This is a genomic window from Thiobacillus sp., assembly GCF_030696885.1.
Lineage (GTDB): Bacteria > Pseudomonadota > Gammaproteobacteria > Burkholderiales > Thiobacillaceae > Thiobacillus.
In genome coordinates, this window is the sequence record NZ_JAUYRI010000013.1 from 226,847 (window position 1) to 249,151 (window position 22,305).

Genomic DNA, 22,305 nt, shown 5'->3' on the forward strand with positions numbered 1-22,305 from the left:
ACCCATGGCAACTCAACCCCGTACCCTGTGGAAAGGCGCAATCAGCTTTGGGCTGGTGCATATTCCGGTTGCGCTCTATTCCGCCACCTCCGAGCTGAGCCTCGACTTTGACTGGCTGGACAAGCGCAGCATGGACCCGGTCGGCTACAAGCGCATCAACAAACGAACCGGCAAGGAAATCGCCAAGGAAAATATCGTCAAGGGCATCGAGCACGAGGATGGTCAGTATGTCGTGCTGTCGCCTGATGAGATCGAAGCGGCCTATCCGAAAACGACGCAGTCGATCGAAATCGAGACCTTCATTCCGGCCGCGGACATTCCCTTCATTTATCTTGATCGGCCCTACTACGTCGGACCGATCAACAAGGGCGCCAAGGTGTATGCCCTGTTGCGGGAAATCCTGCGCAAGCAACACAAGGTCGCCATCGCTCGCGTGGTCATCCAGACCCGGCAGCATCTCGCCGCGCTGATTCCCTACGGTCCCGTGCTGGTGTTGAACCTGTTGCGCTGGGGCGATGAAATCCGCAGCTTCGAGTCTCTGACGCTGCCCGACGAAGGGGTGAAGGCCGCCGGGCTGAGCGACAAAGAGATGCGGATGGGCGAGCAGCTGGTCGAGGACATGAGCGAAGCGTGGGACCCCGAGGCGTCGCGCGATTCGTTCAAGACCCAGATCCTTCAGCTGGTGGAAGCGAAGGCGAAGGCCGGCGAGCTGGAATCCATCACCCAGATCGAGCCTGCCGAAAGCGAGCCGGCGGGCGCCACGATCTATGATCTGACCGAACTGCTGCAGCGCAGTCTCGACAACAAGGCGAAGGCGAAGCCGGCATCCCGGACCAAGGCAGCGTCCGCCAAGGCAAAGACCGCGTCCAAACCGCCGGCCAAGGCGCCGGGAAAACGAAAAGCCGCGTGAGCGATGTCGACCTCCGACCCGCTGGCCGCCTACAAATCCAAGCGCAATTTCTCGATCAGCCAGGAACCCGAGGCGGGGGGGCAGGCCAACGCGGCGGCACGCACCTTTGTGATCCAGAAGCATTGGGCGACACGCCTGCACTACGACTTCAGGCTCGAGCTGGATGGCAGCATGAAAAGCTGGGCCATCCCCAAAGGGCCCAGTCTCGATCCGCGTGAGAAGCGCATGGCCGTCCAGGTGGAAGACCATCCCATTGCGTACAACGCATTTGAAGGCGAGATCCCGCCGAAGCAGTATGGCGCCGGTCGGGTCATCATCTGGGACCGCGGCATCTGGGTGCCGCTGGGGGATCCCCGCCAGTCGTACAAACAGGGCAACCTGAAGTTCGAGTTGCACGGCCACAAGCTCCACGGCAGATGGGCGCTGATCCGCATGAAGGCCAAAGGCGAAAAGAAGGAATCGTGGCTGCTGATCAAGGAAAAGGACGCCCATGCGAGGCCTGCCCAGGAATACACCATCGTCGATGCCCTGCCCGACAGTGTCGCCAGCCTGCCGCCGCCGTCAGCGCAGGAGAACAAGTCCTCTGCCGCCCGCTCGCGTGCCCGGTCGTCATCGCCGCAACTTCCGGCAGGCGCGGTCAAGGCCCGGCTTCCCGCCACACTCACCCCTCAGCTCGCCACGCTGGCGGACTCGCCGCCCGGCAACCCGGATGCATGGATCCACGAAATCAAATTCGACGGCTACCGCCTGCTTGCCCGCATCGGAAAACAGAGCATTCGTCTATTCACGCGCAATGGGCATGACTGGAGCCACAAGCTGCAGCCGCTGGTCGCGGCCCTGAAGACCATGGACCTGGCACCCGGCTGGCTCGATGGCGAGATTGTGGTGCAGGATGCTCACGGCAAGCCTGATTTCCAGGCGCTTCAGAATGCGTTTGAAGAGGCCCGGCCGGACGCCATCATCTATTACCTGTTCGATGTGCCGTTCTATGCGGGCTTTGATCTTCGCAGCGTGCCGCTGATCGAGCGCAAGAACTTCCTTGCTGCGCTCCTGGGCCCGTCCCGTTCCGGTGCCATACGCTACAGCGAAACCCACGTTGCACCTGCGCGCGACATGCTGGCGTCGGCCTGTCAAATGGGCCTCGAAGGGATCATCGCGAAGCGGCGCGATTCGGCCTATGTGTCCCGCAGGTCGAGCGACTGGCTCAAGCTCAAATGCACGCAGCGGCAAGAATTCGTGATCGGCGGCTATACGGATCCGCAAGGCAGCCGCAGCGGAATCGGCGCGCTGCTGCTCGGGGTGTACGACAACGACGGCGGCCTGTCCTATGCCGGCAAAGTGGGCACCGGCTTCGATCGAAAAACCCTGAATGATCTGAAGCAGCGGCTCACTGCCCTGGTGCGCGCCACCAGCCCGTTTTCCGGGCACACGTCGATGGACGGCAAGGCGCACTGGGTCAGCCCGAAGCTGGTCGCTGAAGTGTCGTTCGGGGAATGGACCCGGACCGGGCACGTTCGACATTCGGTTTTTCAGGGGCTGCGGCTCGACAAGGCGGCGCAATCCGTCGTACGGGAATCGCCCCAGACCGTGGCGCCTGCGAACCCGCTGCCGCGGAGTGTCAAGATCTCCCACCCCGATCGCGTCATCGATGCCTCAACGGCCGCCACCAAGCGGGGCGTGGTCGAGTTTTATCAGCGGGTGTCGGGATTGCTGATGGACCATCTCAAGGGACGGCCCGTGTCGCTGGTCAGAGCACCGGATGGTATTGCGGGCCAGCTGTTCTTTCAGAAGCATCTAGAATCGGCGCAAATGCCGGGGATCAAGCCACTGGATCCCGCCCTCGATCCGGGTCATGCACCTTTGCTCGAGGTCGCCCGGCCCGAAGGCCTGCTCGCGGCCGCGCAGATGAACGTGCTCGAATTCCATACCTGGAATGCCCATCGGACGAACATCGGCAAACCCGATCGCATGACGTTCGACCTCGACCCCGGCGAGGGCACGGCGTGGACGCTGGTGCAGGAAGCCGCCCATCTGTTGCGCGCGTTCCTGGACCAGCTCGGGCTGGTGTCGTTCATCAAGACCAGCGGCGGCAAGGGACTGCATATCGTTGTGCCGCTCAAGCGCCTGCACGACTGGGATACCGTCAAGGGATTTTCCCAGGCCATCGTCCAGCATATGGCCGCCACGCTGCCGCAACGCTTCACGTCCAAAAGTGGGCCGCGCAATCGTGTCGGCCGGATTTTCATCGACTACCTACGCAATGGCTTCGGCGCGACCACCGTGTCGGCGTGGTCGCTGCGCGCGCGCCCCGGCCTCGGGGTTTCGGTGCCGGTCGAATGGGCGGAACTCGACACGCTGACCCACGCCGCACACTGGACCCTTGCCAATATCGATTCGCGACTGGCGATCGGCAACGCCCCCTGGAAAGCCTACCCGGCATCGATCCAGAGTCTGCGGGGCGCCATCAAGGTCCTCGGCTACGCACCCCCAAAAACATAGGCGTTGTCTGACACCAAGTTGAGACAAACGCCATTGAGATAGACCACCGCACGCAGTCAAATAGCCGGACGACCCCTGGCTTCCAGCCTAGGGTTGTCGACCCTCCGTAAACCTGCCATTCGAAAGGAATGACCATGACCACAGCAAAACAGAAAGACGCCTGCGACCTGCTTGATGCCGATCACAAGGCCGTCAAGAAGATGTTCAACGAATTCGAGGAACTGACCGAGTCGCGCGGCAATACCCGTGAAAAGAAGCGCCAGCTGGCTGAAAAAATCTGCCTGGAACTGACGGTGCACGCGCAGATCGAGGAGGAGATTTTTTATCCCGCGATCCGCAAGGCCATCAAGGACGAGCTGATGATGAACGAAGCGGAAGTCGAACACATGAGCGCCAAGGATCTGATCGCCCAGATCCAGGAAATGGATGCGGCAGACCCCATGTTTGATGCCAAGGTGACGGTGCTGGGCGAATACATCGACCACCACGTCAAGGAGGAGCGCAACGAGATGTTCCCGAAAGCCCGTGCAACCAAGGTGGACCTGGTCAAGATGCGCGACGCGCTCCAGTCGCGCAAGGAAGAACTGATGGGCGGCCTCGAGCAGGCCGCGGCCTGACGAGCGGGAGGAGTAGAGGCCCGTGCCTCTACCCCTTCACGCGCGCTACTTCGAGCCCCATTGGATCACGCTGATGCGGCCGTTTCCTTCCAGGAAGCACTGCTTCACGTCTTCCACGCCATCGACGCCTTTCTCACGCAATTGCGCCAGCAGTTCCTCTTCCTGGATTTTTTCCCGCTGCATGTTCCGCTTCTGCAAGCGACCGTCCCTGATCAACAGCAGAGGCGCTGGACGGAGCAGCCTCCGCAGCGCAGGCACCCTGTAACTGAGCCAACCCACTAAGTAATCCCACAAAACTATTGTGGTGACGAGGACCGCCCCCTCGGTGAACGAGCGATATTCGCTGGACATCGCGTTCCCTGCGGCATCGGCGATCAGGACCACGACCAGAAGATCGGAAATGCCGATATCCCCAGCCTCGCGCCGGAGAATCCGCAACAGTAAGAAAAGAAACAGGTAAACCAAAGTGCCGCGCAATACCACCTCGCCGAGGGGCAGGGTCGGCACGAAGAGTGCATTCCAGTCAATGTCGCTGCCCATGGCTGGATGCCCCGCGTCGTTTACAGACTGCGCACCACGCGCACGCTGCGCGCGCGCAATTCACGCATCGCCACGTCGATCTGGCGCTGCGTGAGCGGGTGGATGACCAGCGCCCAGCGTCCACGCCGCACGGCCCGGCGTACCGCGGAAATCACCCGATAGTGATCGGGACGCGCAGTCATCAAACCGCCGAAAAGCAGTCCGCCAATGCCGCCAAAAAACAGCATGGCCACCAGGCTCATCCCCGGCGTGCTCTCGACCGCGACGTTGCCCATGGCGCGAAAGACCAGGTAAAGCAGCGCGCCGGCAATGACCCCGGCAATGCCGAACACCACATGTGCGCGGATCAGGGTGCGCCAGATGCCGGCCTGCTCAGGTTCCAGCTTGCGGGAAAACGCAGGGCTGCTGCTCGCAGCGCCGTCAGGCGGCCCGACCAGATACACCTGCGGGTCATCCAGGCCCGCAGCCTGCTTGAGCTTGTCCGCGACGGACTCCGCCAGGCTCTTACTGGCAAAAACGCCCGCGATCTTGGTCAATGATCGTTCGCCGAATATCAGTTGTTTGATTCTCATGGTATGTCCTTTCCAAATACGGCATCCACTGCAAAGCCGCGGCACCGACCCATGTCGATGCCGCGGCTGGCGGTCACACTGCTCGAATTGTCCGAGTCCGCCTCAGCCGCGCTGGGCCGGTAACTTAATGAAACCAGTCGTCACGGGCATTTTTCTGCCATTTTTCGATCTGTTCTTCAGCCTCGTCCTTGGACAGGCCATAGCGTTCCTGGATCTTGCCGTTGAGCTGATCGCGCCGACCACCGATCGTGTCGAAATCGTCGTCCGTGAGCTTGCCCCACTGTTCCTTGATCTTGCCCTTGGCCTGCTTCCAGTTGCCTTCGATGATGTCCCAGTTCATGTTTCTCTCCTTTTCAGATTGACACTGCACACATGCGCACCGGACAGGCGTCCGGCGTGCGAAAAATTACGGCTTGATGATGATGTCGTTCTTGACGGATTTGACGTTCGGCACCTGGCGCGCGATCGATTCCGCCGTGGTCCGCTCGCTGGCGCTCTTGGCAAATCCAGACAGCTGGACGACGCCATGGACCGTCTGCACGTTGATTGCCAGCGCACTCACCACAGGGCTTTCGGCGAAACGCGCCTTGACCTGGGTCGTGATGGCCGAGTCGTCGACCGCCTGGCCGACCGTGGATTGACCACGAAATACCGTGCAGCCGCCCATGGTCAGCAGACTGGCCGTCAGCAGGCTCACGCCAAAAAATTGAGTTGTATTCATCTGGATTCCTTTTCGGGTTGATTAGCTACTATGCGGCGTCGTAAAGCGGCGACGCTTGATTTTCCAACCGATCAATCCGAGGCCGGCGAGCATCAAGCCGTAGGTGTGTGCCTCGGGAACCGGGGAAATTGGAATGGCAGTCGGGGTCAGGCCCACAAACTTCTTGTCGAGAAAGGCGAGCGAGGACGCGTCACGGGTCGATGCCAGCAAAAGGTTTTGCACGGTCACATTCACGGCCTGTGTGTCGGTCCATGCGGACAGGTCGATCACTGCGCCTGCTTCCCAATTGGTGGTGGGCAGGCCGATGTGGTCGAGGACAGCGGTGGTCTGGATGCTGGCCGTCATGTCATCGAGAACCGCCGAAAGATCACGCACGCGCATCTGGCCCGCGACATCGGCCGTGCTCGCACCGCCGAGCAGCATGTAGTCGCCTTTTTCGATAAGCGACATGTTGGATAAAGCCCAGCCCTCTTGCGCACTGACCTGGATATTCATGGTGCTGTTGGTCAGCGAATAGCCGTCGCCATTCAGCGACTCGGCCTGAAAGGTGACCGGGGTGAAATAAAGCGTGTCGCCTGACAGGCTGGCAGGACCGAACAGTCCGAGCAGCGTATCGTCAAAGGTGTAGTCGACCGTATCGCCGCTCAGGGTCACCGAGGCGGCGAACACAGACCCGGAAAGCAGCTGGCCAATTACGACGGCGCTTGCTGCCACTGTCTTCAATTGTTTCATGAGTACTCCTCCTGCTCGTCATGTTCTGGAATGCGAGGCTGAAAAACGAAGCGGCATGGCTGCAAAACCGGTTCAAGTTCGGCCTGCGTGTATGACTGGGAAAGGCGCAACAGCAGCGTCTGCAGCCATGTTGAAACTGTAAGCGGCAGCACGCGGCGCGGGTATAAGAAGGACCCGCTTCTGTGTGTAGGAATTGAGGAAGATCGACGCGCGGCGGACATAACCCCGCACCGCAATGCGTGCAGCGGCCACAGCGGCTCGTAAGCCCGGCCGCTGCGGAATTCAGACGCCCATCAGTTCGCCGACCGAATTGAATTCGTCGACGTGATCGCAGACCGCTTTGACCGCCATCATGATCGGCATGCCGAGCAGCAGGCCCCAGGCGCCCCACAGCCATCCCCAGAACAGGATGCCCACGAACACCACCACCGGATTCATGCGACTGGCACGACCGGTCAGCCAGGGGGTCAGCAGAAAGCCTTCGAGGCCGTTGATGATGACCGAGATGCCGGCAACCGTAAGCGCCATGCTCATGCTGCCGAACTGCAGAAACGCGACCAGCGCCGTACCGCCGGTGATCAGGATCGGCCCCAGATAGGGGACAAGGTTAAGGATGGCGGCCGCCACGCCCCACACAGCGGCGTGTTCCAGCCCGATCCACAGGAAGGCCAGCCAGATCGCAATACCGACGAACACACTGGTCATCACCTGCACCAGCAGGTAACGCTGCACCTGCGCGCTGATTTCGTTCAGCATCTGCACGGTGTCTTTTTTCCGGCCCAGCGTGGGGCCGGACAGCTTGACCAGCTTGCGCCGGAAGGTGTCGCCCGACACCATCAAAAAATAGGTCAGAAACAGCACCATCACCGCGAGCGTCATGAAGGACAGTACGCCGATCGTGCCATCCCACAGATAGTCGCGGATTTTGAGTCTGGGCTCCTCGATCTGCACCCGCGTCACGCCGCGCGGCACGACCGTTGTGGGCGCGGCCGTCTCGCTTGCCGCATGCTCGATCTGTTCGGCCGCTTTCTGCACCTTCTCCATCGCGCCCTGGGGCGTGCCCCATTCCTTGCGCACCGCCTCGCGGAGCTTCTGCGCGGCATCGGGCAGGGTTTCGATCATGCCGGTGGCTTGGTCCTGCAGCGAATAGCCCAGCGCACCCACGCCGCCCACAATCCCCAGTAGCAAAAGGGCCGCGCCGATGGCGCGCGGGACATGCCATTTTTGCAGCTGCCTGACCAGCGGCGAGAGGGCATAGCTCACGACCAGTCCGAGCACCAGAGGGATGAAAACCGTCTGCGCCCAGTCGAGCACGAAAATGACCGCGAGCACGGTCAACACGATCAGCGGCAGATTGTGCGCATCGGTTGGAATCCGCGCCACGGCCAACTCGCCGGGATTGACCGGTTCGTCCTCACGGCTGGCGCTGCCTTCATGATTAGCGCTGCGGAAAACCTGCCCGTCCCTGATTTCCATGCTGCGCTCCCGCTATGGCTGCTTATTGGCTGCTTATCGATTACCCCACTGCAGATCATCCGGCTGGTGGCAATGACCTCAGGGGATCAAGCCTACACGCTCAGCGCAGCATTCTCATTCTGGCAATGCCAAGCGGAACGCGCTGTTCGCCCCGTATGGGTTTGATGGCAGACGCGGCCGCCCGTGCAGGCCGCAGCCGACGTTTTTCCGCCACAGCCTGCGCTGCCGACTTCAGAATGTGGTACCGAAGCCTTCGTCCGATTCCAACTGCAGCGGGGGCAGACCGGCGAGCTCGTGGATCGGTTGCAGCACGCCGCGGGTACCCGGAACCGCATCAAACAGCATGTACAGGTAGCGGCTACCGCCCTTGAATTCGTAGGCTTCCTCGAGGAACCGCATATGCTCGTGAGCGGCCAGGCAATCGCGCGTCTTGCAGTCGTTCTTGTAATGTTCGATCAGCGAATTGATTACGCTCATGTGCTCGTCGTTGAGGTCGAACTGCATGGCTTGCGCATTCTTCCGGACAGTTTTCTCGATCTCGTCCTTGGTCAGATATTTGACCGTTTCATAAATCGGGGTTTCGCCTTCTGCCTGTATTGCACGTTCAGTGTTGTTCATGATGGTTCCCTTCAGGTTTCGTGATGTGACGGGCCAGGCCTCAGGCGAGGTTGCTGGCCGCAAATTTCCAGTTGAGCAGATCGTTGATCACGCCGTCGACATGATCCTTGCGCCGATTCTGGTAATCGATGTAGTACGCGTGCTCCCACACGTCGATGGCCAGCAGCGGGGTCATGCCGCGAGTCAGCGGATTGTCCGCATTGTCGGTTTTCAGCACGACGATCTTCTTTCCCTCCTGCGCCAGCCAAGCCCAGCCCGATCCGAACTGGGTTGTAGCGGCCTTGGTCAGCGCGTTCCTGCAGGCGTCGACGCTGCCGAATGAGGCCTCGATCATCCGCTTGAGCACGGGCGGCGGCTCGCCACCCCCCTCGGGAGTGAGGCTGTCCCAGTAGAACGCGTGGTTCCAGGCCTGGGCCGCATTGTTGAAGATCGCGGATTGCCCTGGTTTTCCGGCGGTGGCCAGGATCAAGGCCTTCAGCGGCATGGCTTCATATTCCGTATCGCCGATCGCCTTGTTGAGTGCCTCGATATAGGTCTTGTGATGCGCACCGTGATGGCAGCGCAGCGTGCGTTCGGAAATGCTGGGGCTCAATGCGCCCATCGAATACGGCAGCGCCGGCAAGTCATAGGGATAGGCCATGCTCTCCAGCATGGCGGTGCTGATACCCTGATGCTCGGCCGCGAATTCATCCTCGGGCATTGAGCCGGTCTGTCGCTGGGCGCGTACGGGATTCATGCTGTACTCCGTTTGAACCAGGTGAGTGGAATACGACAGCCGTCGGGCCGTCGTGTGCTCATGCCTTGATGACCTTCGCACGCGGCCAGAATCGGCCCTCTTTGGCGGCCTCGACATAGGCGGCCGCATCAGCGCGGCTGTCCATTTCGATGACTGCGTCGTCGACGGCGATTCCCGCTGCTTCCAGCAAGGGCATCGAGGTGGCGGTAAAGCCGATGAACTTCAGGTGGGCGTAGGCATCACGGAGAAAATTCAGTGCCGCCGCTTGCCCCTTCAGGGCCTCGATATCGGGCCCGCAGACCGCCACCGCAACCGTGTCGAACAGCACCGACGGCGCCGCTGCGATGGCGTGGTCGGGCGTGACCGTCTCCTTGCCGCTCGATTTCACCTTGCCGATGGTCGGTCCGATCACTTGCAGCACGGCGCCCTCGGCTTCTGCCGACGCCTGCAGCTGCTCCAGCAGTGCCATCTCGAAGCCATCGCTGACCAGCACGCCGATCTTGCGTCCAACCAGCGTCGGCTGGGCCTTGGCCAGCAGGCTGAGTGCCGGCGAAGGTGCCATGTCGATCGGCTCCCTGGCGGGCGGAATGGTGTAGGCCTGCCCGGGCATGCCCAGCGCCTGTTCAACCCGGTCGCACAGTTCAGCGTCCACATTCTTCACGTGGCCCAGCACCCGGCAGCGCACGTCCGGTGTTTCCACCTTGCCGAGTTCGAAGGCGAAGGCGTTGACGATATGGTCCTGTTCCGGCGCCGTCATCGAACGGAAGAACAGTCGCGCCTGGCTGTAGTGGTCCATGAAGGTTTCCGAGCGGACCCGCACTTTGTCCCCGCTGTCAGTGTCGGGATAGGTGACAAAGCCGGCATCCGGGTTTTCGCGCGGCGAGTCGGGCGCGAGCGAATTGGGCTCGTAATTGACGCGGCCCTTCGGCACCTCCATCTGCATCAGCGCATCGCGCTGGAAGTTGTGCATCGGGCAGCGCGGCCGGTTGACCGGAATCTGATGGAAATTGGGCCCGCCCAGACGCGACAGCTGCGTGTCGGTGTACGAAAACAGCCGCCCCTGCAAGAGGGGGTCGTCGCTGAAATCGATGCCGGGCACCACATGGCCGGGGTGGAACGCCACCTGCTCGGTTTCGGCAAAGAAATTGTCCGGATTGCGGTTCAGCACCATCCGGCCGATCGGCTTCAAGGGCACCATTTCTTCCGGAATCAGCTTGGTCGCATCCAGCACGTCGAACGGAAAGCTGTCGGCGGTCGCCTGGTCGAAAGCCTGCACCGACAACTCCCATTCCGGGAAGTCGCCCCGTTCGATGGCCTCGAACAGGTCACGCCGGTGAAAATCCGGGTCGGCGCCGCTGATCTTGACCGCCTCGTCCCATAGCACCGACGCGCTGCCAATCCTGGGACGCCAGTGGAATTTCACGAACGTCGACGTCCCCTCCGCATTGATGAAGCGGAAAGTGTGCACGCCGAAGCCTTCGATCATCCGCAGCGAGCGCGGAATGGCACGATCGGACATGAGCCACAGGATCATGTGCAGGCTCTCGGGCATTAGCGACACGAAATCCCAGAAGGTATCGTGCGCGCTCGCTGCCTGCGGATAGCCGCGGTCGGGCTCCATTTTTACCGCATGCACCAGATCCGGAAACTTGATCGCGTCCTGGATGAAGAACACCGGAATGTTGTTGCCAACCAGGTCGAACGTGCCTTGCTGGGTATAGAACTTGACCGCAAAGCCGCGCACGTCGCGCGGCAGGTCGACCGAGCCGGCGCCGCCCGCCACGGTGGAGAAGCGGGCGAACACCGGCGTCTGGATGCCAGGATCGCACAGGAAGGCCGCGCGGGTGAGGTCGCTCAGGTCTCCGTACGCCTCGAAATAGCCATGCGCGCCCGACCCGCGCGCATGCACGATGCGCTCGGGGATGCGCTCATGGTCGAAATGGGTGATCTTTTCCCGCAGGACAAAATCTTCCAGCAGGGTCGGGCCGCGCGTGCCGCTTCGCAGCGAATTCTGGTTGTCCGAAATCGCGATGCCCTGGTTGGTCGTCAGCGTGCTGTCACGCGCATCGGTGGTCTGGTGCAGTTCGCCAGCGGTGCCGGCATGGAATGCACCGTCCGCCGGGCGCGCCGATTTGTTCTTCTGCTTGGCCATGGGTGTTTCTCCTTCATGCAGCACCCGGCGGCATGATTGGCAACGGGTGCTGAAACGGCTGGTGCCCGGCGGCTATCCGGCCGCCGGGGTGATGCGACCTTCGGATTACTGGCGATACTTCAGCTTCGCCTCGGAGATGCACGCATCCTTGGCGTTGCCGGAAAGGGCATCACACTTTTCTTTCGCGGCCTTGTACTCGGCCTTCATCTGATCGTCGGTAGCCTCGGCCTGGGTCCTGGCGGATTTCTTTTCAACCTTGGCTTGTGACTTGGCCTTCACGTATTCCGACTCCGCTTCCTTCATGCAGACGTCCTTGGCGTTGCCGGACATGTTCTTGCAGTTCTCTTTGGCCATTTCGTAGTTTTGCTTGGCCACATCCTTGGTGGCGTCATATTTGGAATCGGCGCGATCTTTCATCGTGTCCTTGACGTCGGCCGCGTGGATCGGGCTCATGGCTGCCAAGGTCAATGCAGCTAAAAACAGGCTGGTACGAAATTTCATTTGGTCACTCCTTGGTTGATGTCGGGTCACTGCCTACGCTGAAAAATTCAGCATGTGTGCAATGTAGCGAGCCGTCTTTGAGGGCGGTATCCGCCGCCACTGAGAAACATGTAGGCGCGTGGGAGTGATCCTGTAGGCCGATACTGACGTGCAGTTCGGCAAGGCTTTGATCGCGCCACCCTACCCTCGAGCAGCGGCCGGGTGCACGCCGATTAAGTCCGCTCAGGGTTTCCCGGAAGGCGGGGTTGCACGGACCAGTTTGGGCTTGTCCACGGCGGGGCGGCTCAGTTGCTGCTTCTTGGTCGGCCGCTCACGCTTTTGCATGCGGGAGAGCTTGACGACCCGCCGCGTCTCGGCCGAACGATAAAGCGCATTGATGATGCGCACGTCGATCAGGCCTTCGTCACCCGAGGGCTCCGGTGTCCTGTCATGCAAAATACAGTCAGCAAAATACACAAGCTGCGGCGCGAACTGGTCGCCGCGTGAAAACCGGCGCTCACGCGACTTGCCGTCGACCGTAATGGTGTGTTTCAACGCCTCGGAATAGCTGTAGGCCGGCGCGACGCGCAATGCGCCTTGGGTGCCGACGATCTCATAGGCGGAGGCCTTGGCGGTGCCAAAGCTGCAGGTAAAGCTTGCAAGCCGGTCGCCGGGAAAGCGCATGATGGCGCTGCTCATTTCCTCGACCTCGGCAAACCGCTTCTCGCCATTGCGGGCGGTGACGGCGAACACTTCAGTCGGCTCGTCGCGGAACAGATAACGCGCCGCGTTGATGCAATAGACCCCGATATCGTAGAGCGTGCCCCCGCCCGTTTCCTCGATCAGGCGAATGTTGTCGGGGTCGTTCACCTGCATCGTGAATGTCGAATTGAATAGTCGCGGCTCGCCCAATTTGCCCGACTTCACGAGCTCCACTGCGGCCAGGTTGGCTTTCTCCAGATGCAGCCGGTAGGCGATCATCAATTTCACACCATGCTTCTTGCATTCGCGCTGCATCTTCCGGCACTCCGCCTCGGTGACGGCCATCGGTTTTTCACACAGCACATGGACCCCGGCGCGGGCGGCGCGCACGGTATAGTCGAGATGCAGGTGGTTGGGCAGCGCAATGTAGACCGCGTCGATTTCACCGCTCGCCATCAAGGTGTCGTAATCGTCGTAGGTCGCGACCCGCGCTACGCCATACTCTTTCGACAGCTTTTTCAGCTTGACCGGATCGTCCGAAATCAGGGCAGCGAGTTCAGTGTTCTTCTTGGCGTGGGCAAATGCCGGCAACACGGCGCCCTGGGCGATATAGCCCTGGCCGATGACGGCGTAGCGAATTTTTCTTCCACGCCCGGCCGGCCGAGTGGACCGGGCGGCCCCGGATGGGCCGCGCGCGGCCGGTTTTTTCTGTGAACCCATTCAAGCCTCCAGGTTTGGTCGGCCCAGCAAGCGTTGCCGTTCAGGTAGCCATGCTGGCCTTCCGGTTTGCCGCATTGCGGGCGCGGGTCTGTGCGGCCTTCTTGGCCGAGGCACTGCGCTCGGCTGCGGTGCGCGATGCGGAGGCTGCGCCCCCTGCCCTGCCACCTTTGCGAGCAGGCGCCGGGTTGACCGCCTTGCCGCGGCCTGAGCCGCTTTTCTTGCCGCCCCCCGTCATTTTGTTGACAGTGGCCCAGGCGCGCGCCTCGGCTTTGTCCTCGGGTACGCCCTGGTCGATATAGCCTTCCTCGATATGCTGCGCCTGGCGTTTCTGCTTGTCCGTGTAGGCCGATTTGTCTCCTCTTGGCATGATGGATGTCCTCCTCAAGGTTGAGCGGAAGCGCTCGGGCTGCGTGTTCCACCGCCGAGATCGGTCACGCCCGGAATCGGCCGCGTCGGGCGCGGAAATTTTCCGTGCAGCACGTCGACGCCGCTTTGCGGCTTGGCCAGTGGCGCCAGGTCGGCCCGCTTGCGGCGTGTCTCCGCACTGTCGATTCCGATAGCCCGATCGCGCCCCTCGACCAGACCCGGCATGGCCTCGCCGTCCCGATTAAAGGACCAGGCCAGCTCCGGATCGCCGTACGGCAGTGGGTCGCCTTTCATATGGGGCATGGCCGTTTTCCACACATGCCAGGTCTTTCCGTAACTGTTGATCTTGCCTCTCATCAGCGCTTTCTCGGCCACGTCGGGCAACCCGGGAGCGACCAGCTGACCGGACAGGATTTCGTAGTTGTGCGGATGCCAGTACTGCTTTTCCGCGGGCGGGAGCTGATTGAACAGCTTCTCCGAAATGATGTACTCGATGCCATTGAGGTTGGCATCACGCGTATTGCCATCGAACAGCACGCACTGCGCGAAGTCTTCGTTCACCTGCGTGCAGAAATGGTGGGCGACCATCTGATGCGCCGGATCGTGCTTCATGGCATGCAAGCCATTCAGGTACACATTCATCGGCTCAAGCGGATTATCGGTTTGCAGAACGGCGGCCCCCGCCTTGAGCACGGAGGTCTTGGGCGACGTCTTGTCGCCGGGCGGACGTGTCAGCGGCGCCACGTCTGCCGCAAGCACATGAAGCGGCAGGGCCAGCGCGGCCAAGGTCATTATTCTGTTTCGCATGAAGTCCTCCTGTTGTCTGCTTTCATCAATCTGCCCGGTCAACGAAAACCGCAAAGCAGTACTTGCTTTGGGCTGAAAACTCATCGGGATTCATCGATGAACACGCGCCAGATGCGTTGCTCAACCGGCTCAGCGGGTCGGCGCAGCCGTCGGCGGGCTGTCGCCCGAGCCCTTGGCGTGTGCCGGCTCGCCCTCGAGAAACAGGCCGCAGCCGCTGCCACCGGAAACGCGTAGCAGATAGGGCTGCATACTTTGCTCGATACACAGGCCATGCGTGCTGCTGGCCAGGGCCGCGTCGGGTTCGATCTGCCACCATTTACATTTGATGCACAGGCCCCAGTTGGAGGTGTTAGCCATGTGTTGCTCCTTTATGTCCGCCGCGTTACAGCGGCGGGTTTGCCAGCGGCTGGCCGTATTTCATCCGGGCTTCATCAACGCAGGTATCCCCGGCTTTGCCGCGGTACATCGCGCAGCGCGACCTGGCGTCGTTGTAATACGCCGCGTAGCGTGCCTGGCTGACCCGCACATAGACCAGCGTGTTGTTATCGTCCGCCAGCGCGTTCAGTACACCGGGGGCGCGCGACAGGGCGGTTGTGCTGAACCCGCCCGACGCCTGCCGCTCGCCTTGCGCTGCATTGCCCGACTGCGCGCGCTCGGTCACCCACGGGTCCATCGCGTTCACGGACGTGAGCGTGACGGCAGTCAGCGCGGCAGCCACCAAGGGGATGCGCATGAAGTGCATGATCGGCTCCTTAAAATCAGCAACGGCCCCGTTTGCGGAGCCGTTCGGCTTACTCCCAGTACGGGCGAACGCCGTAGTGGGAATGCACCTGGGAACCCCAGACGCGGTCAGAGAAGTTCGGCCAGTGGTCCTTGTCGAAGCCCGGCGCATTCTGCAGGCTTTCCTTGTCCTGATCGAAGATGAAGCGATGGTTTTCCGGATCGATTTCCATCGCCGAAAGCGGGACGGCGAACAGCTTGCTGCCCAGGCCGAGGAAGCCGCCGAATTCCAGCACCGCATAGGCGACGCGGCCCTGGTCGACATCGATCATCAAGTCCTTGATGTCGCCGAGGTTCTCGCCCTCACGGTTGACGACCTTGTCGCCAGCAATCGTGCTGGAAGACAACATGGGGTGGGAAATTGTGGTCATGAGATGCTCCTGATTCAAAGGGTTAAAAATGTCGTGCTGCTTGCGCTGTCTAGCGTCCGGGAAGTTTTTCCGGGGTAGGGTTGCGTCCTTGCGGGTGCTTTCCCGGTGCCTTCTTCTCCGGCTTCGGGCGGCCGGGCGAACTTCCATCGCCTTGGCCGGACAGGGCTTGGCCGCCTTTAGCATGAGAGCGCCCTTCGGCTTCGGCCTTGCGCATATCGGCCTGCTCCTGCGCATTGCGCGGCGCAGCTTCCTGCGCCGCCTGCTCGACCTTGCCCGATTTGGCAAAGGCCTGTGTTTTCTCGTTGTATTTGCGTGCGGAGGCGTAATCGCCCTCGCCCTGGACCGTGGATTTAGCGTTGCTTGATTTCATCTGACTTTCTCCTGTCATCAAAGACGCCGCAAGGCGGATGCCTTGCGTGGCAGGCACGTCCCGCGGGGGGCGCTCCAGTCGAAGACCGGGCCTGTGAGAAACATTGTGGTTGTCCGGCCGACTGGATACAGTCGGAGTCAGCGGCAGATGTGTGTAGGAATCAACCGAAAAACGGTCGGAATGGGCTTACAGGCAGGAGAACTACGGCTCCAGGTCGAATGTCGGCAACATGCCGGCAAGCAAGGCTATGGCCTGCGCACCGCGGGCCTGTTCGAAACGATCCAGGCTGTCATCGTAGCTGAGGGCATAGACGAGGCTCTTTCCGCCCAGCCGTAGCGGGATGACAGCCTCGCCCTGATGCAACACCGTGAAATCCGTACGCCGCACGTCCGTCCGGATGCAGTCAGCCAAGGTGCCCACCGCCGTGTCCGTGCCTTCGATACATTCGCAGAACCGCCAGCCATCGAACACGAGCAGACTATTGATCCCGTGTTCGGCGTTGCGCTGGCGCGCAGCGCGAACAATCTCGGCGACGTAGGTGGGCGACGTGCCTGGGGCAAGACGGCTCAGATAAAATAACTGGTAGCGCTCCTTCATGGTTTAACGATCTTCAGGAACTTGTTGGTCTTTTACGATAGTCGGCAGGAAAAAGGAGGGCAATGTAGTAAGACATAGCCGCGACCGGATGCCCTGTAATCCTATTAACTGGCCTGATCACATGACCCACATGAGCCCAAAAATACCCTGCAAGCAGTGCCCCTTGCGCGCCACCGGCGCTTTTTCAGCCAACACCGATTCGGAAATCGAATTCATCGAGCACATGAAAAAGCGCGAGATCAGCGTAGGGGCCGGCAGCAGCATTCTGCGCGAGGGCGACGACCGCAAAGAGCTTTTCACGCTTCTGTCCGGCTGGGCATTTCGGTATCGAACGCTCAGCGACGGGCGGCGTCAGATTTTCAATTTTCTGCTCCCGGGCGACTTCATCGGACTTCAGCACCAGCTCGATGCGCGCCATCCACACGGCGTCGAGACGCTGACCGAATCCACGCTGTGCGTGTTTCCGTCCGACCGCCTGTGGGATCTGTACCGCACTCACCCCGCCCTGGGGTTCGACATCACCTGGCTGACCGCCAACGAGGAACTGATCGTCGACGAGAACCTGCTGTCGGTGGGCCGGCGTTCGGCCACCGAACGCATCGCCATGCTGATGATTCACCTATACAAGCGCGCCGAGCGCCTCGGTATGGTCGAGCCGGATGGCCTGCGCCTGCCGCTCAACCAGCAGCACATCGCCGATGCGCTCGGCCTGTCGCTGGTGCATACCAACAAGACCCTGAAGCGCCTGAACGCGGCCGGGCTCTATACGCTGAAAGACGGCCGGCTGAAGCTGGTGAACCCCGCCGCGATGGCGCGCCTGGCCGACTACTATGCGCTGCCGCTGCGCCCGCGGCCGCTGATTTGACGGCCGAACGGAAACCCCTTGACCTTTCCATGATGGGAAGGTTTATGGTGCAATCTCCATGAACCAGGAGCACGCCATGAACACCTCGTCCTCATCCACGCTTTCCGTCGGTATCCAGGGCATGACCTGCGCCAGCTGCTCGACGCGGGTGGAAAAAGTCCTCAAGCAATTGCCCGGCGTCACCGACGCCACGGTCAACCTGGCAACCGAAACGGCCACCGTGTCCGGCGATACCGACCTCGAATCGGTGCAGCGCGCAATCGAGAAAGCCGGCTTCAGCGTGCCGACCGACTCCGTCAAGCTCGACATCAGCGGCATGACCTGCGCCACCTGCTCGGCGCGGGTGGAAAAAGCGCTCGCCAAGGTGCCCGGCGTGTTCGAGGCGAGCGTCAACCTCGCCACCGAACAGGCCAGCGTGAAGCTGGCGCACGGTATTTCTGCCGCGGCGCTGATTGCCGCGGTGGAGCGCGCCGGTTACGGCGCACAGCTGCCGGCGCCGTCCGGCGAAGCCGCGGCCGCGCCGGTGCGCACGCTGCCCGACTGGTGGCCGGTGGCGCTGGCGATGGTGTTGTCGCTGCCGCTGGTGCTGCCCATGTTAGGCAGCCTGTTCGGCGCGCACTGGATGCTGCCGGGCTGGCTGCAATGGCTGCTCGCCACCCCGGTGCAGTTCTGGCTCGGCGCGCGCTTCTACCGCGCCGGCTGGAAGGCGCTGCGCGCCGGCAGCGGCAACATGGACCTGCTGGTGGCGGTGGGCACCAGCGCGGCCTATGGATTGAGCGTGTATCTGCTGCTGACCGATCCCGGCACCATGCATCTGTATTTCGAGGCGTCGGCCGTGGTGATCAGCCTGGTGCTGCTCGGCAAATGGCTGGAGACGCGCGCCAAGCGCCAGACCACGGCGGCGATCCGCGCGCTGCAGGCGCTGCGCCCGGCGACCGCGCGGGTGCGCCACGACGGTATCGACCGCGACCTACCGATCGAAGCGATCCGCGTCGGCGACGTGGTGGTGATCCGCCCCGGCGAACGGGTGCCGGTGGACGGTGAAATCATCGAAGGCACAAGCCAGATCGACGAGTCCATGCTCACCGGTGAATCGCTGCCGGTCGACAAGCAGCCGGGCGACACGGTGACCGGCGGCGCGATCAACGCACACGGGCTGCTGCTGGCACGCACCACCGCGATCGGTACCGAGACCACGCTGGCACGCATCATCCGGCTGGTGGAAAACGCGCAGGCCGCCAAGGCACCGATCCAGCGTCTGGTCGACAAGGTGAGCGCGGTGTTCGTGCCGGTGGTGATGGTCATCGCGCTCGTCACCTTCATCGGCTGGTGGGCCGTCGGCGGCAACATCGAAATCGCCATCCTCAACGCGGTCGCGGTGCTGGTGATCGCCTGCCCGTGCGCGCTGGGGCTCGCCACCCCCACCGCGATCATGGCCGGCACCGGCGTCGCCGCGCGCCACGGCATTTTGATCAAGGACGCTGAAGCACTGGAACTCGCGCACCGGATCCAGACCGTGGTGTTCGACAAGACCGGCACGCTCACCGACGGCACGCCGCACGTGGCCGCCTGCGTGGCCGCGGATGGCCACGACCGTACCGAACTGCTGGCGCTTGCCGCCGGCCTGCAGGCCGGCAGCGAGCACCCGCTGGCGCGCGCCGTGCTCGCCGAAGCGGCCGCGGGCGGGATCGCACCGCAGGCCGCGCATGCGCAGCAGGCGCTGCCTGGACGCGGGATTTCCGGCGAGGCCGCCGATCAGACCTGGTGGCTCGGCAACCGCCGCCTGATGCAGGAAAACGGTGTCGACACCGCCTTGCTCGACGCTGCAGCAAGCGAACAGGAAGCCGCCGGCCGCAGCGTGTCGTGGCTGGCGCGCGCGGCGGATCGCCACGTGCTCGGCCTGCTGGCCTTTGGCGATGCGATCAAGCCGAGCGCCGCGCGCGCGGTGGCCGGACTGAAAGCGCTCGGCATCACCCCGGTGATGCTGTCGGGCGACAACCGCGGCGCGGCTGGCGCCGCGGCCGCCACGCTCGGCATCGAGCGCGTGTTCGCCGAAGTGCTGCCGGCCGACAAGGCCACGCACGTCGGCGCGCTCAAGGCCGAGGGTCGCACGGTGGCAATGGTCGGCGACGGCATCAACGATGCGCCGGCGCTGGCCGCTGCCGACGTCGGCATCGCGATGAGCAGCGGCAGCGACGTCGCGATGCACACCGCCGGCATCACGCTGATGCGCGGCGACCCGGCACTGGTGGCCGACGCGATCGACATTTCCAAACGCACCTACGCCAAGATCCGGCAGAACCTGTTCTGGGCCTTCATCTACAACGTGGTGGGGATTCCGCTCGCGGCCCTAGGATTCCTTAACCCGGTGATCGCCGGCGCGGCGATGGCCTTCTCCAGCGTCAGCGTGGTGACCAACGCGCTGCTGCTGAAACGCTGGCGGCCGGCAGGAGATGAGCATGAACATCGGTGAAGTCGCCCGCACCAGCGGCGTGTCGGCCAAGATGATCCGGCATTACGAAAGCATCGGCCTGATTCGCGCAAGCAGCCGCACGCAGGCGGGCTACCGGCAGTATCAGGCGCGAGACGCGCATCTGCTGCGCTTCATCCGCCGCGCGCGCGATCTGGGTTTTTCGCTGGGGCAGATCCGGCACCTGTTGTCGCTGTGGGACGATCCCGCGCGCGCCAGCGCCGACGTCAAGCGGCTGGCCGCCGCGCACATCGCCGACCTCGACGCGCGCATTGCCGCGCTGACGGACATGCGCGCCACACTGATGACGCTGGCGCAGGCCTGCCATGGCGACCACCGCCCCGACTGCCCGATCCTGCAGGGGCTGGCCGAGCCACCGTCAGCGTCCTGAAGCCGCGCTACTCGGGCTGGTTTTCCAGGCCATACTCCACCTCGATCATCATCTGCACGCGCACCGGTTTGCCACCCCGATAGGCCGGTGAAAAACGCGCCGCGGCAAACGCCGCGCGCGCCGATTCCTCGAACAGGCCGGGCGGATCGGCGCCGATCACCTCGACGTCGCTGACGCGCCCGTCCACGTCCAGCTTCAGGTGCAGGCGCACCTTGCCGGACAGGGCCTCACGCTCGGCCGCTTCCGGATAGTCCGGCACGATGTCATGCAGGGCGCGCGGCGGCACATCGACTTCGCGCGTGCTGTAGTAGGTGAGGTCGACCGGGCTGCTGATCGCAGCGGGCGATGCCGCGGGCGTCCCTGCCGGCCCAGGGGCCTCCGTTTCAGTGACGACAGGCGGCGCGGCAGGTGGCACGACCTCGGTGGCCGGCAGCGCCGTGTCGGCTTCGGCCGGCGCCAGCGTCGATGTGGCCGCAACAGGCGGTGCGGCCTCCACTTGCTCCAGCCGCGCCTCGATGACCGTTCCCCCGCCACCCTGCGTTCCCGGCGACGCCACCTGCACCAGCGCAATCAACGCGGCATGCAGGCCGAACGAAATCCAGATGGCCGCCAGCGGACGCCTGAGTCCGCTGGGAATCGTCGGTTCGTCGAAGGGCGCGTTCACGCGTCGGGGGTCCCTCAAGCTTGCAAGCCGTCCGCCTCGCGCAGCGGATGGGTATTTAATGACCGTCAGGAAAAGAGGCGCCTGGGCCTAAAATGGAGGTCGCCCAAATTCCAGGAAACGCACCATGAAACGACTCGCCATTGCGGGCGCAATCTTAGCATCGGCGTTGCTTGCGCCCACCATTGCCCAGGCGGTTGAACTCAGCCGCACCCAGATCAAGGCCGCCGACGGTTCCCCGGTGCCGGTCGAAATCGCCACCCCGGCAGGCAAAGGCCCCTTCCCACCCGTGCTGTTCATCCATGCCAAGCGCGGCTACGAAGGCGATGAACAGGCCCACGTGCGCGAACTCGCCGAACAGGGTTTTCTCGTCGTCGCGCCCGACTGGCAGAGCGGCCGTTTCATCGAGCGCTGGCCGTCGGCGCACAATCCCGACACCGAGCTCGATGTGGAAGCCGGACTGGATTACCTGAAATCGCTGCCCAACGTCTGCAAGGGCAAGGTCGGCATCGTCGGCCTGTCACGCGGGCCGTATTACGCGATCCGGCTCGCCGACAAGCGCGGCGGCGACATCGCCGCCATCGTCAGCTACTACGGCCACATGCAGAACCCCAACGCACCCGAGCCCGAGCAGCTGTTCAGCGTCGCCCCCGAAATCGCCCGCATCACCACCCCCATCCTGTTCCTGATCGGCGAGCAGGACTATGAACTGCGCCGCACCAACGGCGGACGGGCGTTCTACGCCCTGCTGGAGCGCGGCGTGCCGGCGGAGTACCAGGTCTACCCGATCGCACGACGCGCCTTCGACTTTCGTCCCGATCAGTGGCCGGAAGAAAAGATCGCCGCGCGGCATGCGCGTGAACGGGCGAAGGCCTGGCTGGTGGAGTGGATGAAACTAACGCCTGAGATGAAGTGCAAGTGACGGCTGAGTTTTTAGAGTGTTGCGGTAGGTGAGGTCCGTTGGCCGGGGGTAGCCCGGCAGCTAGTCACTTTCTTTTGTCTCGCCAAAAGAAAGTAACCAAAGAAAAAAAAAGCGACCCCGACAGCCCTGAATTCCCGAAGATCAAGCGCGTCGGGTGGGCGGCAAAGAACTCGCCCCGCCTTCGATGTTATTAATTGGATTTTTGTGGGCGGGGCTCAAACACCTTTGCC

At 62.6% G+C, this 22,305-nt stretch carries 26 protein-coding genes; 7 read left to right on the top strand and 19 right to left on the bottom strand.

Features of this window, described 5'->3' with window-relative positions; all coding sequences use genetic code 11:
* Positions 1 to 4: 4 nt before the first annotated feature.
* The 3 genes from Q8R61_RS07000 (at position 5) to Q8R61_RS07010 (ending at position 4,026) form a co-directional block, all read left to right on the top strand.
* The gene (locus Q8R61_RS07000; protein ID WP_305535619.1) at positions 5 to 910 is read left to right on the top strand and encodes a Ku protein; all 906 of its coding nucleotides are present in this window, start codon (positions 5 to 7) and stop codon (positions 908 to 910) included.
* A 3-nt stretch (positions 911 to 913) separates the two neighbouring features.
* Positions 914 to 3,409: a DNA ligase D gene (gene ligD, locus Q8R61_RS07005; protein WP_305535621.1), complete on the top strand. Its 2,496-nt coding sequence runs from the start codon at positions 914 to 916 to the stop codon at positions 3,407 to 3,409.
* A gap of 134 nt (positions 3,410 to 3,543) precedes the next feature.
* Positions 3,544 to 4,026 (top strand): hemerythrin domain-containing protein, encoded by a 483-nt coding sequence (locus tag Q8R61_RS07010; RefSeq protein WP_305535623.1) that lies wholly within the window; start codon positions 3,544 to 3,546, stop codon positions 4,024 to 4,026.
* Between the two features lie 45 nt (positions 4,027 to 4,071).
* Here Q8R61_RS07010 and Q8R61_RS07015 read toward each other — a convergent pair whose 3' ends face one another.
* From Q8R61_RS07015 to Q8R61_RS07100, 18 genes are all read right to left on the bottom strand, one after another.
* Positions 4,072 to 4,566 carry a DUF421 domain-containing protein gene (locus Q8R61_RS07015; RefSeq protein WP_305535625.1) on the bottom strand — a complete coding sequence of 165 codons (495 nt, stop codon included), beginning with the start codon at positions 4,564 to 4,566 and terminating at the stop codon, positions 4,072 to 4,074.
* 20 nt (positions 4,567 to 4,586) lie between these two features.
* Positions 4,587 to 5,138, bottom strand: coding sequence for a hypothetical protein (locus Q8R61_RS07020; RefSeq protein WP_305535627.1), 552 nt, complete (start codon positions 5,136 to 5,138; stop codon positions 4,587 to 4,589).
* A 124-nt stretch (positions 5,139 to 5,262) separates the two neighbouring features.
* Positions 5,263 to 5,478 (bottom strand): CsbD family protein, encoded by a 216-nt coding sequence (locus Q8R61_RS07025; RefSeq protein WP_305535629.1) that lies wholly within the window; start codon positions 5,476 to 5,478, stop codon positions 5,263 to 5,265.
* A gap of 66 nt (positions 5,479 to 5,544) precedes the next feature.
* Positions 5,545 to 5,859: a BON domain-containing protein gene (locus Q8R61_RS07030; protein WP_305535631.1), complete on the bottom strand. Its 315-nt coding sequence runs from the start codon at positions 5,857 to 5,859 to the stop codon at positions 5,545 to 5,547.
* Between the two features lie 21 nt (positions 5,860 to 5,880).
* On the bottom strand, positions 5,881 to 6,591 hold the full coding sequence (locus Q8R61_RS07035) for a PEP-CTERM sorting domain-containing protein (RefSeq protein WP_305535633.1): 711 nt from the start codon (positions 6,589 to 6,591) through the stop codon (positions 5,881 to 5,883).
* A 282-nt stretch (positions 6,592 to 6,873) separates the two neighbouring features.
* Complete coding sequence (locus tag Q8R61_RS07040; RefSeq protein WP_305535635.1) at positions 6,874 to 8,067, bottom strand: AI-2E family transporter; 1,194 nt, start codon at positions 8,065 to 8,067, stop codon at positions 6,874 to 6,876.
* Positions 8,068 to 8,298: 231 nt separating this feature from the next.
* On the bottom strand, positions 8,299 to 8,685 hold the full coding sequence (locus tag Q8R61_RS07045) for a hypothetical protein (RefSeq protein WP_305535637.1): 387 nt from the start codon (positions 8,683 to 8,685) through the stop codon (positions 8,299 to 8,301).
* 40 nt (positions 8,686 to 8,725) lie between these two features.
* On the bottom strand, positions 8,726 to 9,421 hold the full coding sequence (locus Q8R61_RS07050) for a superoxide dismutase (RefSeq protein ID WP_305535639.1): 696 nt from the start codon (positions 9,419 to 9,421) through the stop codon (positions 8,726 to 8,728).
* Between the two features lie 58 nt (positions 9,422 to 9,479).
* Entirely contained in the window at positions 9,480 to 11,573 is a 2,094-nt protein-coding gene (locus tag Q8R61_RS07055) for a catalase (RefSeq protein ID WP_305535641.1), read from the bottom strand.
* Positions 11,574 to 11,678: 105 nt separating this feature from the next.
* Positions 11,679 to 12,074 carry a hypothetical protein gene (locus Q8R61_RS07060; RefSeq protein ID WP_305535643.1) on the bottom strand — a complete coding sequence of 132 codons (396 nt, stop codon included), beginning with the start codon at positions 12,072 to 12,074 and terminating at the stop codon, positions 11,679 to 11,681.
* A 222-nt stretch (positions 12,075 to 12,296) separates the two neighbouring features.
* On the bottom strand, positions 12,297 to 13,475 hold the full coding sequence (locus Q8R61_RS07065; RefSeq protein ID WP_305535645.1) for a Gfo/Idh/MocA family protein: 1,179 nt from the start codon (positions 13,473 to 13,475) through the stop codon (positions 12,297 to 12,299).
* 40 nt (positions 13,476 to 13,515) lie between these two features.
* Positions 13,516 to 13,842 carry a plasmid stabilization protein gene (locus Q8R61_RS07070; protein WP_305535647.1) on the bottom strand — a complete coding sequence of 109 codons (327 nt, stop codon included), beginning with the start codon at positions 13,840 to 13,842 and terminating at the stop codon, positions 13,516 to 13,518.
* Positions 13,843 to 13,856: 14 nt separating this feature from the next.
* Positions 13,857 to 14,732 (bottom strand): OBAP family protein, encoded by an 876-nt coding sequence (locus tag Q8R61_RS07075; RefSeq protein WP_305535649.1) that lies wholly within the window; start codon positions 14,730 to 14,732, stop codon positions 13,857 to 13,859.
* A gap of 45 nt (positions 14,733 to 14,777) precedes the next feature.
* Positions 14,778 to 15,005, bottom strand: a complete 228-nt coding sequence (locus Q8R61_RS07080; RefSeq protein ID WP_305535651.1) for a hypothetical protein — start codon at positions 15,003 to 15,005, stop codon at positions 14,778 to 14,780.
* Between the two features lie 25 nt (positions 15,006 to 15,030).
* Positions 15,031 to 15,390 carry a hypothetical protein gene (locus Q8R61_RS07085; protein ID WP_305535653.1) on the bottom strand — a complete coding sequence of 120 codons (360 nt, stop codon included), beginning with the start codon at positions 15,388 to 15,390 and terminating at the stop codon, positions 15,031 to 15,033.
* 49 nt (positions 15,391 to 15,439) lie between these two features.
* Positions 15,440 to 15,799 (bottom strand): PRC-barrel domain-containing protein, encoded by a 360-nt coding sequence (locus Q8R61_RS07090; protein WP_305535655.1) that lies wholly within the window; start codon positions 15,797 to 15,799, stop codon positions 15,440 to 15,442.
* Positions 15,800 to 15,848: 49 nt separating this feature from the next.
* Positions 15,849 to 16,226 carry a hypothetical protein gene (locus tag Q8R61_RS07095; RefSeq protein WP_305535657.1) on the bottom strand — a complete coding sequence of 126 codons (378 nt, stop codon included), beginning with the start codon at positions 16,224 to 16,226 and terminating at the stop codon, positions 15,849 to 15,851.
* A 144-nt stretch (positions 16,227 to 16,370) separates the two neighbouring features.
* On the bottom strand, positions 16,371 to 16,766 hold the full coding sequence (locus tag Q8R61_RS07100; RefSeq protein WP_305535659.1) for a BLUF domain-containing protein: 396 nt from the start codon (positions 16,764 to 16,766) through the stop codon (positions 16,371 to 16,373).
* A gap of 163 nt (positions 16,767 to 16,929) precedes the next feature.
* Here Q8R61_RS07100 and Q8R61_RS07105 point away from each other — a divergent pair, with 163 nt between their 5' ends.
* The 3 genes from Q8R61_RS07105 (at position 16,930) to cueR (ending at position 20,492) form a co-directional block, all read left to right on the top strand.
* Positions 16,930 to 17,631, top strand: coding sequence for a Crp/Fnr family transcriptional regulator (locus Q8R61_RS07105; RefSeq protein WP_305535661.1), 702 nt, complete (start codon positions 16,930 to 16,932; stop codon positions 17,629 to 17,631).
* 76 nt (positions 17,632 to 17,707) lie between these two features.
* A complete protein-coding gene (locus Q8R61_RS07110) occupies positions 17,708 to 20,104 on the top strand; it encodes a heavy metal translocating P-type ATPase (protein ID WP_305535663.1) in 2,397 nt (798 codons plus the stop codon).
* Positions 20,091 to 20,492: a Cu(I)-responsive transcriptional regulator gene (gene cueR / locus Q8R61_RS07115; RefSeq protein WP_305535665.1), complete on the top strand. Its 402-nt coding sequence runs from the start codon at positions 20,091 to 20,093 to the stop codon at positions 20,490 to 20,492. Before Q8R61_RS07110 ends, cueR begins: the two co-directional genes overlap by 14 nt.
* A 7-nt stretch (positions 20,493 to 20,499) precedes the next feature.
* Here cueR and Q8R61_RS07120 read toward each other — a convergent pair whose 3' ends face one another.
* Complete coding sequence (locus Q8R61_RS07120) at positions 20,500 to 21,156, bottom strand: TonB family protein (RefSeq protein WP_305535667.1); 657 nt, start codon at positions 21,154 to 21,156, stop codon at positions 20,500 to 20,502.
* 124 nt (positions 21,157 to 21,280) lie between these two features.
* Here Q8R61_RS07120 and Q8R61_RS07125 point away from each other — a divergent pair, with 124 nt between their 5' ends.
* Positions 21,281 to 22,075, top strand: a complete 795-nt coding sequence (locus tag Q8R61_RS07125) for a dienelactone hydrolase family protein (protein ID WP_305535669.1) — start codon at positions 21,281 to 21,283, stop codon at positions 22,073 to 22,075.
* Positions 22,076 to 22,305 lie beyond the last annotated feature (230 nt).

Coding starts and splice junctions, on each gene's coding strand:
- Q8R61_RS07000 (WP_305535619.1), top strand. CDS start 5: ATGGCAACTCAACCCCGTACCCTGTGGAAAGGCGCAATCAGCTTTGGG.
- ligD (WP_305535621.1), top strand. CDS start 914: ATGTCGACCTCCGACCCGCTGGCCGCCTACAAATCCAAGCGCAATTTC.
- Q8R61_RS07010 (WP_305535623.1), top strand. CDS start 3,544: ATGACCACAGCAAAACAGAAAGACGCCTGCGACCTGCTTGATGCCGAT.
- Q8R61_RS07015 (WP_305535625.1), bottom strand. CDS start 4,566: ATGGGCAGCGACATTGACTGGAATGCACTCTTCGTGCCGACCCTGCCC.
- Q8R61_RS07020 (WP_305535627.1), bottom strand. CDS start 5,138: ATGAGAATCAAACAACTGATATTCGGCGAACGATCATTGACCAAGATC.
- Q8R61_RS07025 (WP_305535629.1), bottom strand. CDS start 5,478: ATGAACTGGGACATCATCGAAGGCAACTGGAAGCAGGCCAAGGGCAAG.
- Q8R61_RS07030 (WP_305535631.1), bottom strand. CDS start 5,859: ATGAATACAACTCAATTTTTTGGCGTGAGCCTGCTGACGGCCAGTCTG.
- Q8R61_RS07035 (WP_305535633.1), bottom strand. CDS start 6,591: ATGAAACAATTGAAGACAGTGGCAGCAAGCGCCGTCGTAATTGGCCAG.
- Q8R61_RS07040 (WP_305535635.1), bottom strand. CDS start 8,067: ATGGAAATCAGGGACGGGCAGGTTTTCCGCAGCGCTAATCATGAAGGC.
- Q8R61_RS07045 (WP_305535637.1), bottom strand. CDS start 8,685: ATGAACAACACTGAACGTGCAATACAGGCAGAAGGCGAAACCCCGATT.
- Q8R61_RS07050 (WP_305535639.1), bottom strand. CDS start 9,421: ATGAATCCCGTACGCGCCCAGCGACAGACCGGCTCAATGCCCGAGGAT.
- Q8R61_RS07055 (WP_305535641.1), bottom strand. CDS start 11,573: ATGGCCAAGCAGAAGAACAAATCGGCGCGCCCGGCGGACGGTGCATTC.
- Q8R61_RS07060 (WP_305535643.1), bottom strand. CDS start 12,074: ATGAAATTTCGTACCAGCCTGTTTTTAGCTGCATTGACCTTGGCAGCC.
- Q8R61_RS07065 (WP_305535645.1), bottom strand. CDS start 13,475: ATGGGTTCACAGAAAAAACCGGCCGCGCGCGGCCCATCCGGGGCCGCC.
- Q8R61_RS07070 (WP_305535647.1), bottom strand. CDS start 13,842: ATGCCAAGAGGAGACAAATCGGCCTACACGGACAAGCAGAAACGCCAG.
- Q8R61_RS07075 (WP_305535649.1), bottom strand. CDS start 14,732: ATGAGTTTTCAGCCCAAAGCAAGTACTGCTTTGCGGTTTTCGTTGACC.
- Q8R61_RS07080 (WP_305535651.1), bottom strand. CDS start 15,005: ATGGCTAACACCTCCAACTGGGGCCTGTGCATCAAATGTAAATGGTGG.
- Q8R61_RS07085 (WP_305535653.1), bottom strand. CDS start 15,390: ATGCACTTCATGCGCATCCCCTTGGTGGCTGCCGCGCTGACTGCCGTC.
- Q8R61_RS07090 (WP_305535655.1), bottom strand. CDS start 15,799: ATGACCACAATTTCCCACCCCATGTTGTCTTCCAGCACGATTGCTGGC.
- Q8R61_RS07100 (WP_305535659.1), bottom strand. CDS start 16,766: ATGAAGGAGCGCTACCAGTTATTTTATCTGAGCCGTCTTGCCCCAGGC.
- Q8R61_RS07110 (WP_305535663.1), top strand. CDS start 17,708: ATGAACACCTCGTCCTCATCCACGCTTTCCGTCGGTATCCAGGGCATG.
- cueR (WP_305535665.1), top strand. CDS start 20,091: ATGAACATCGGTGAAGTCGCCCGCACCAGCGGCGTGTCGGCCAAGATG.
- Q8R61_RS07125 (WP_305535669.1), top strand. CDS start 21,281: ATGAAACGACTCGCCATTGCGGGCGCAATCTTAGCATCGGCGTTGCTT.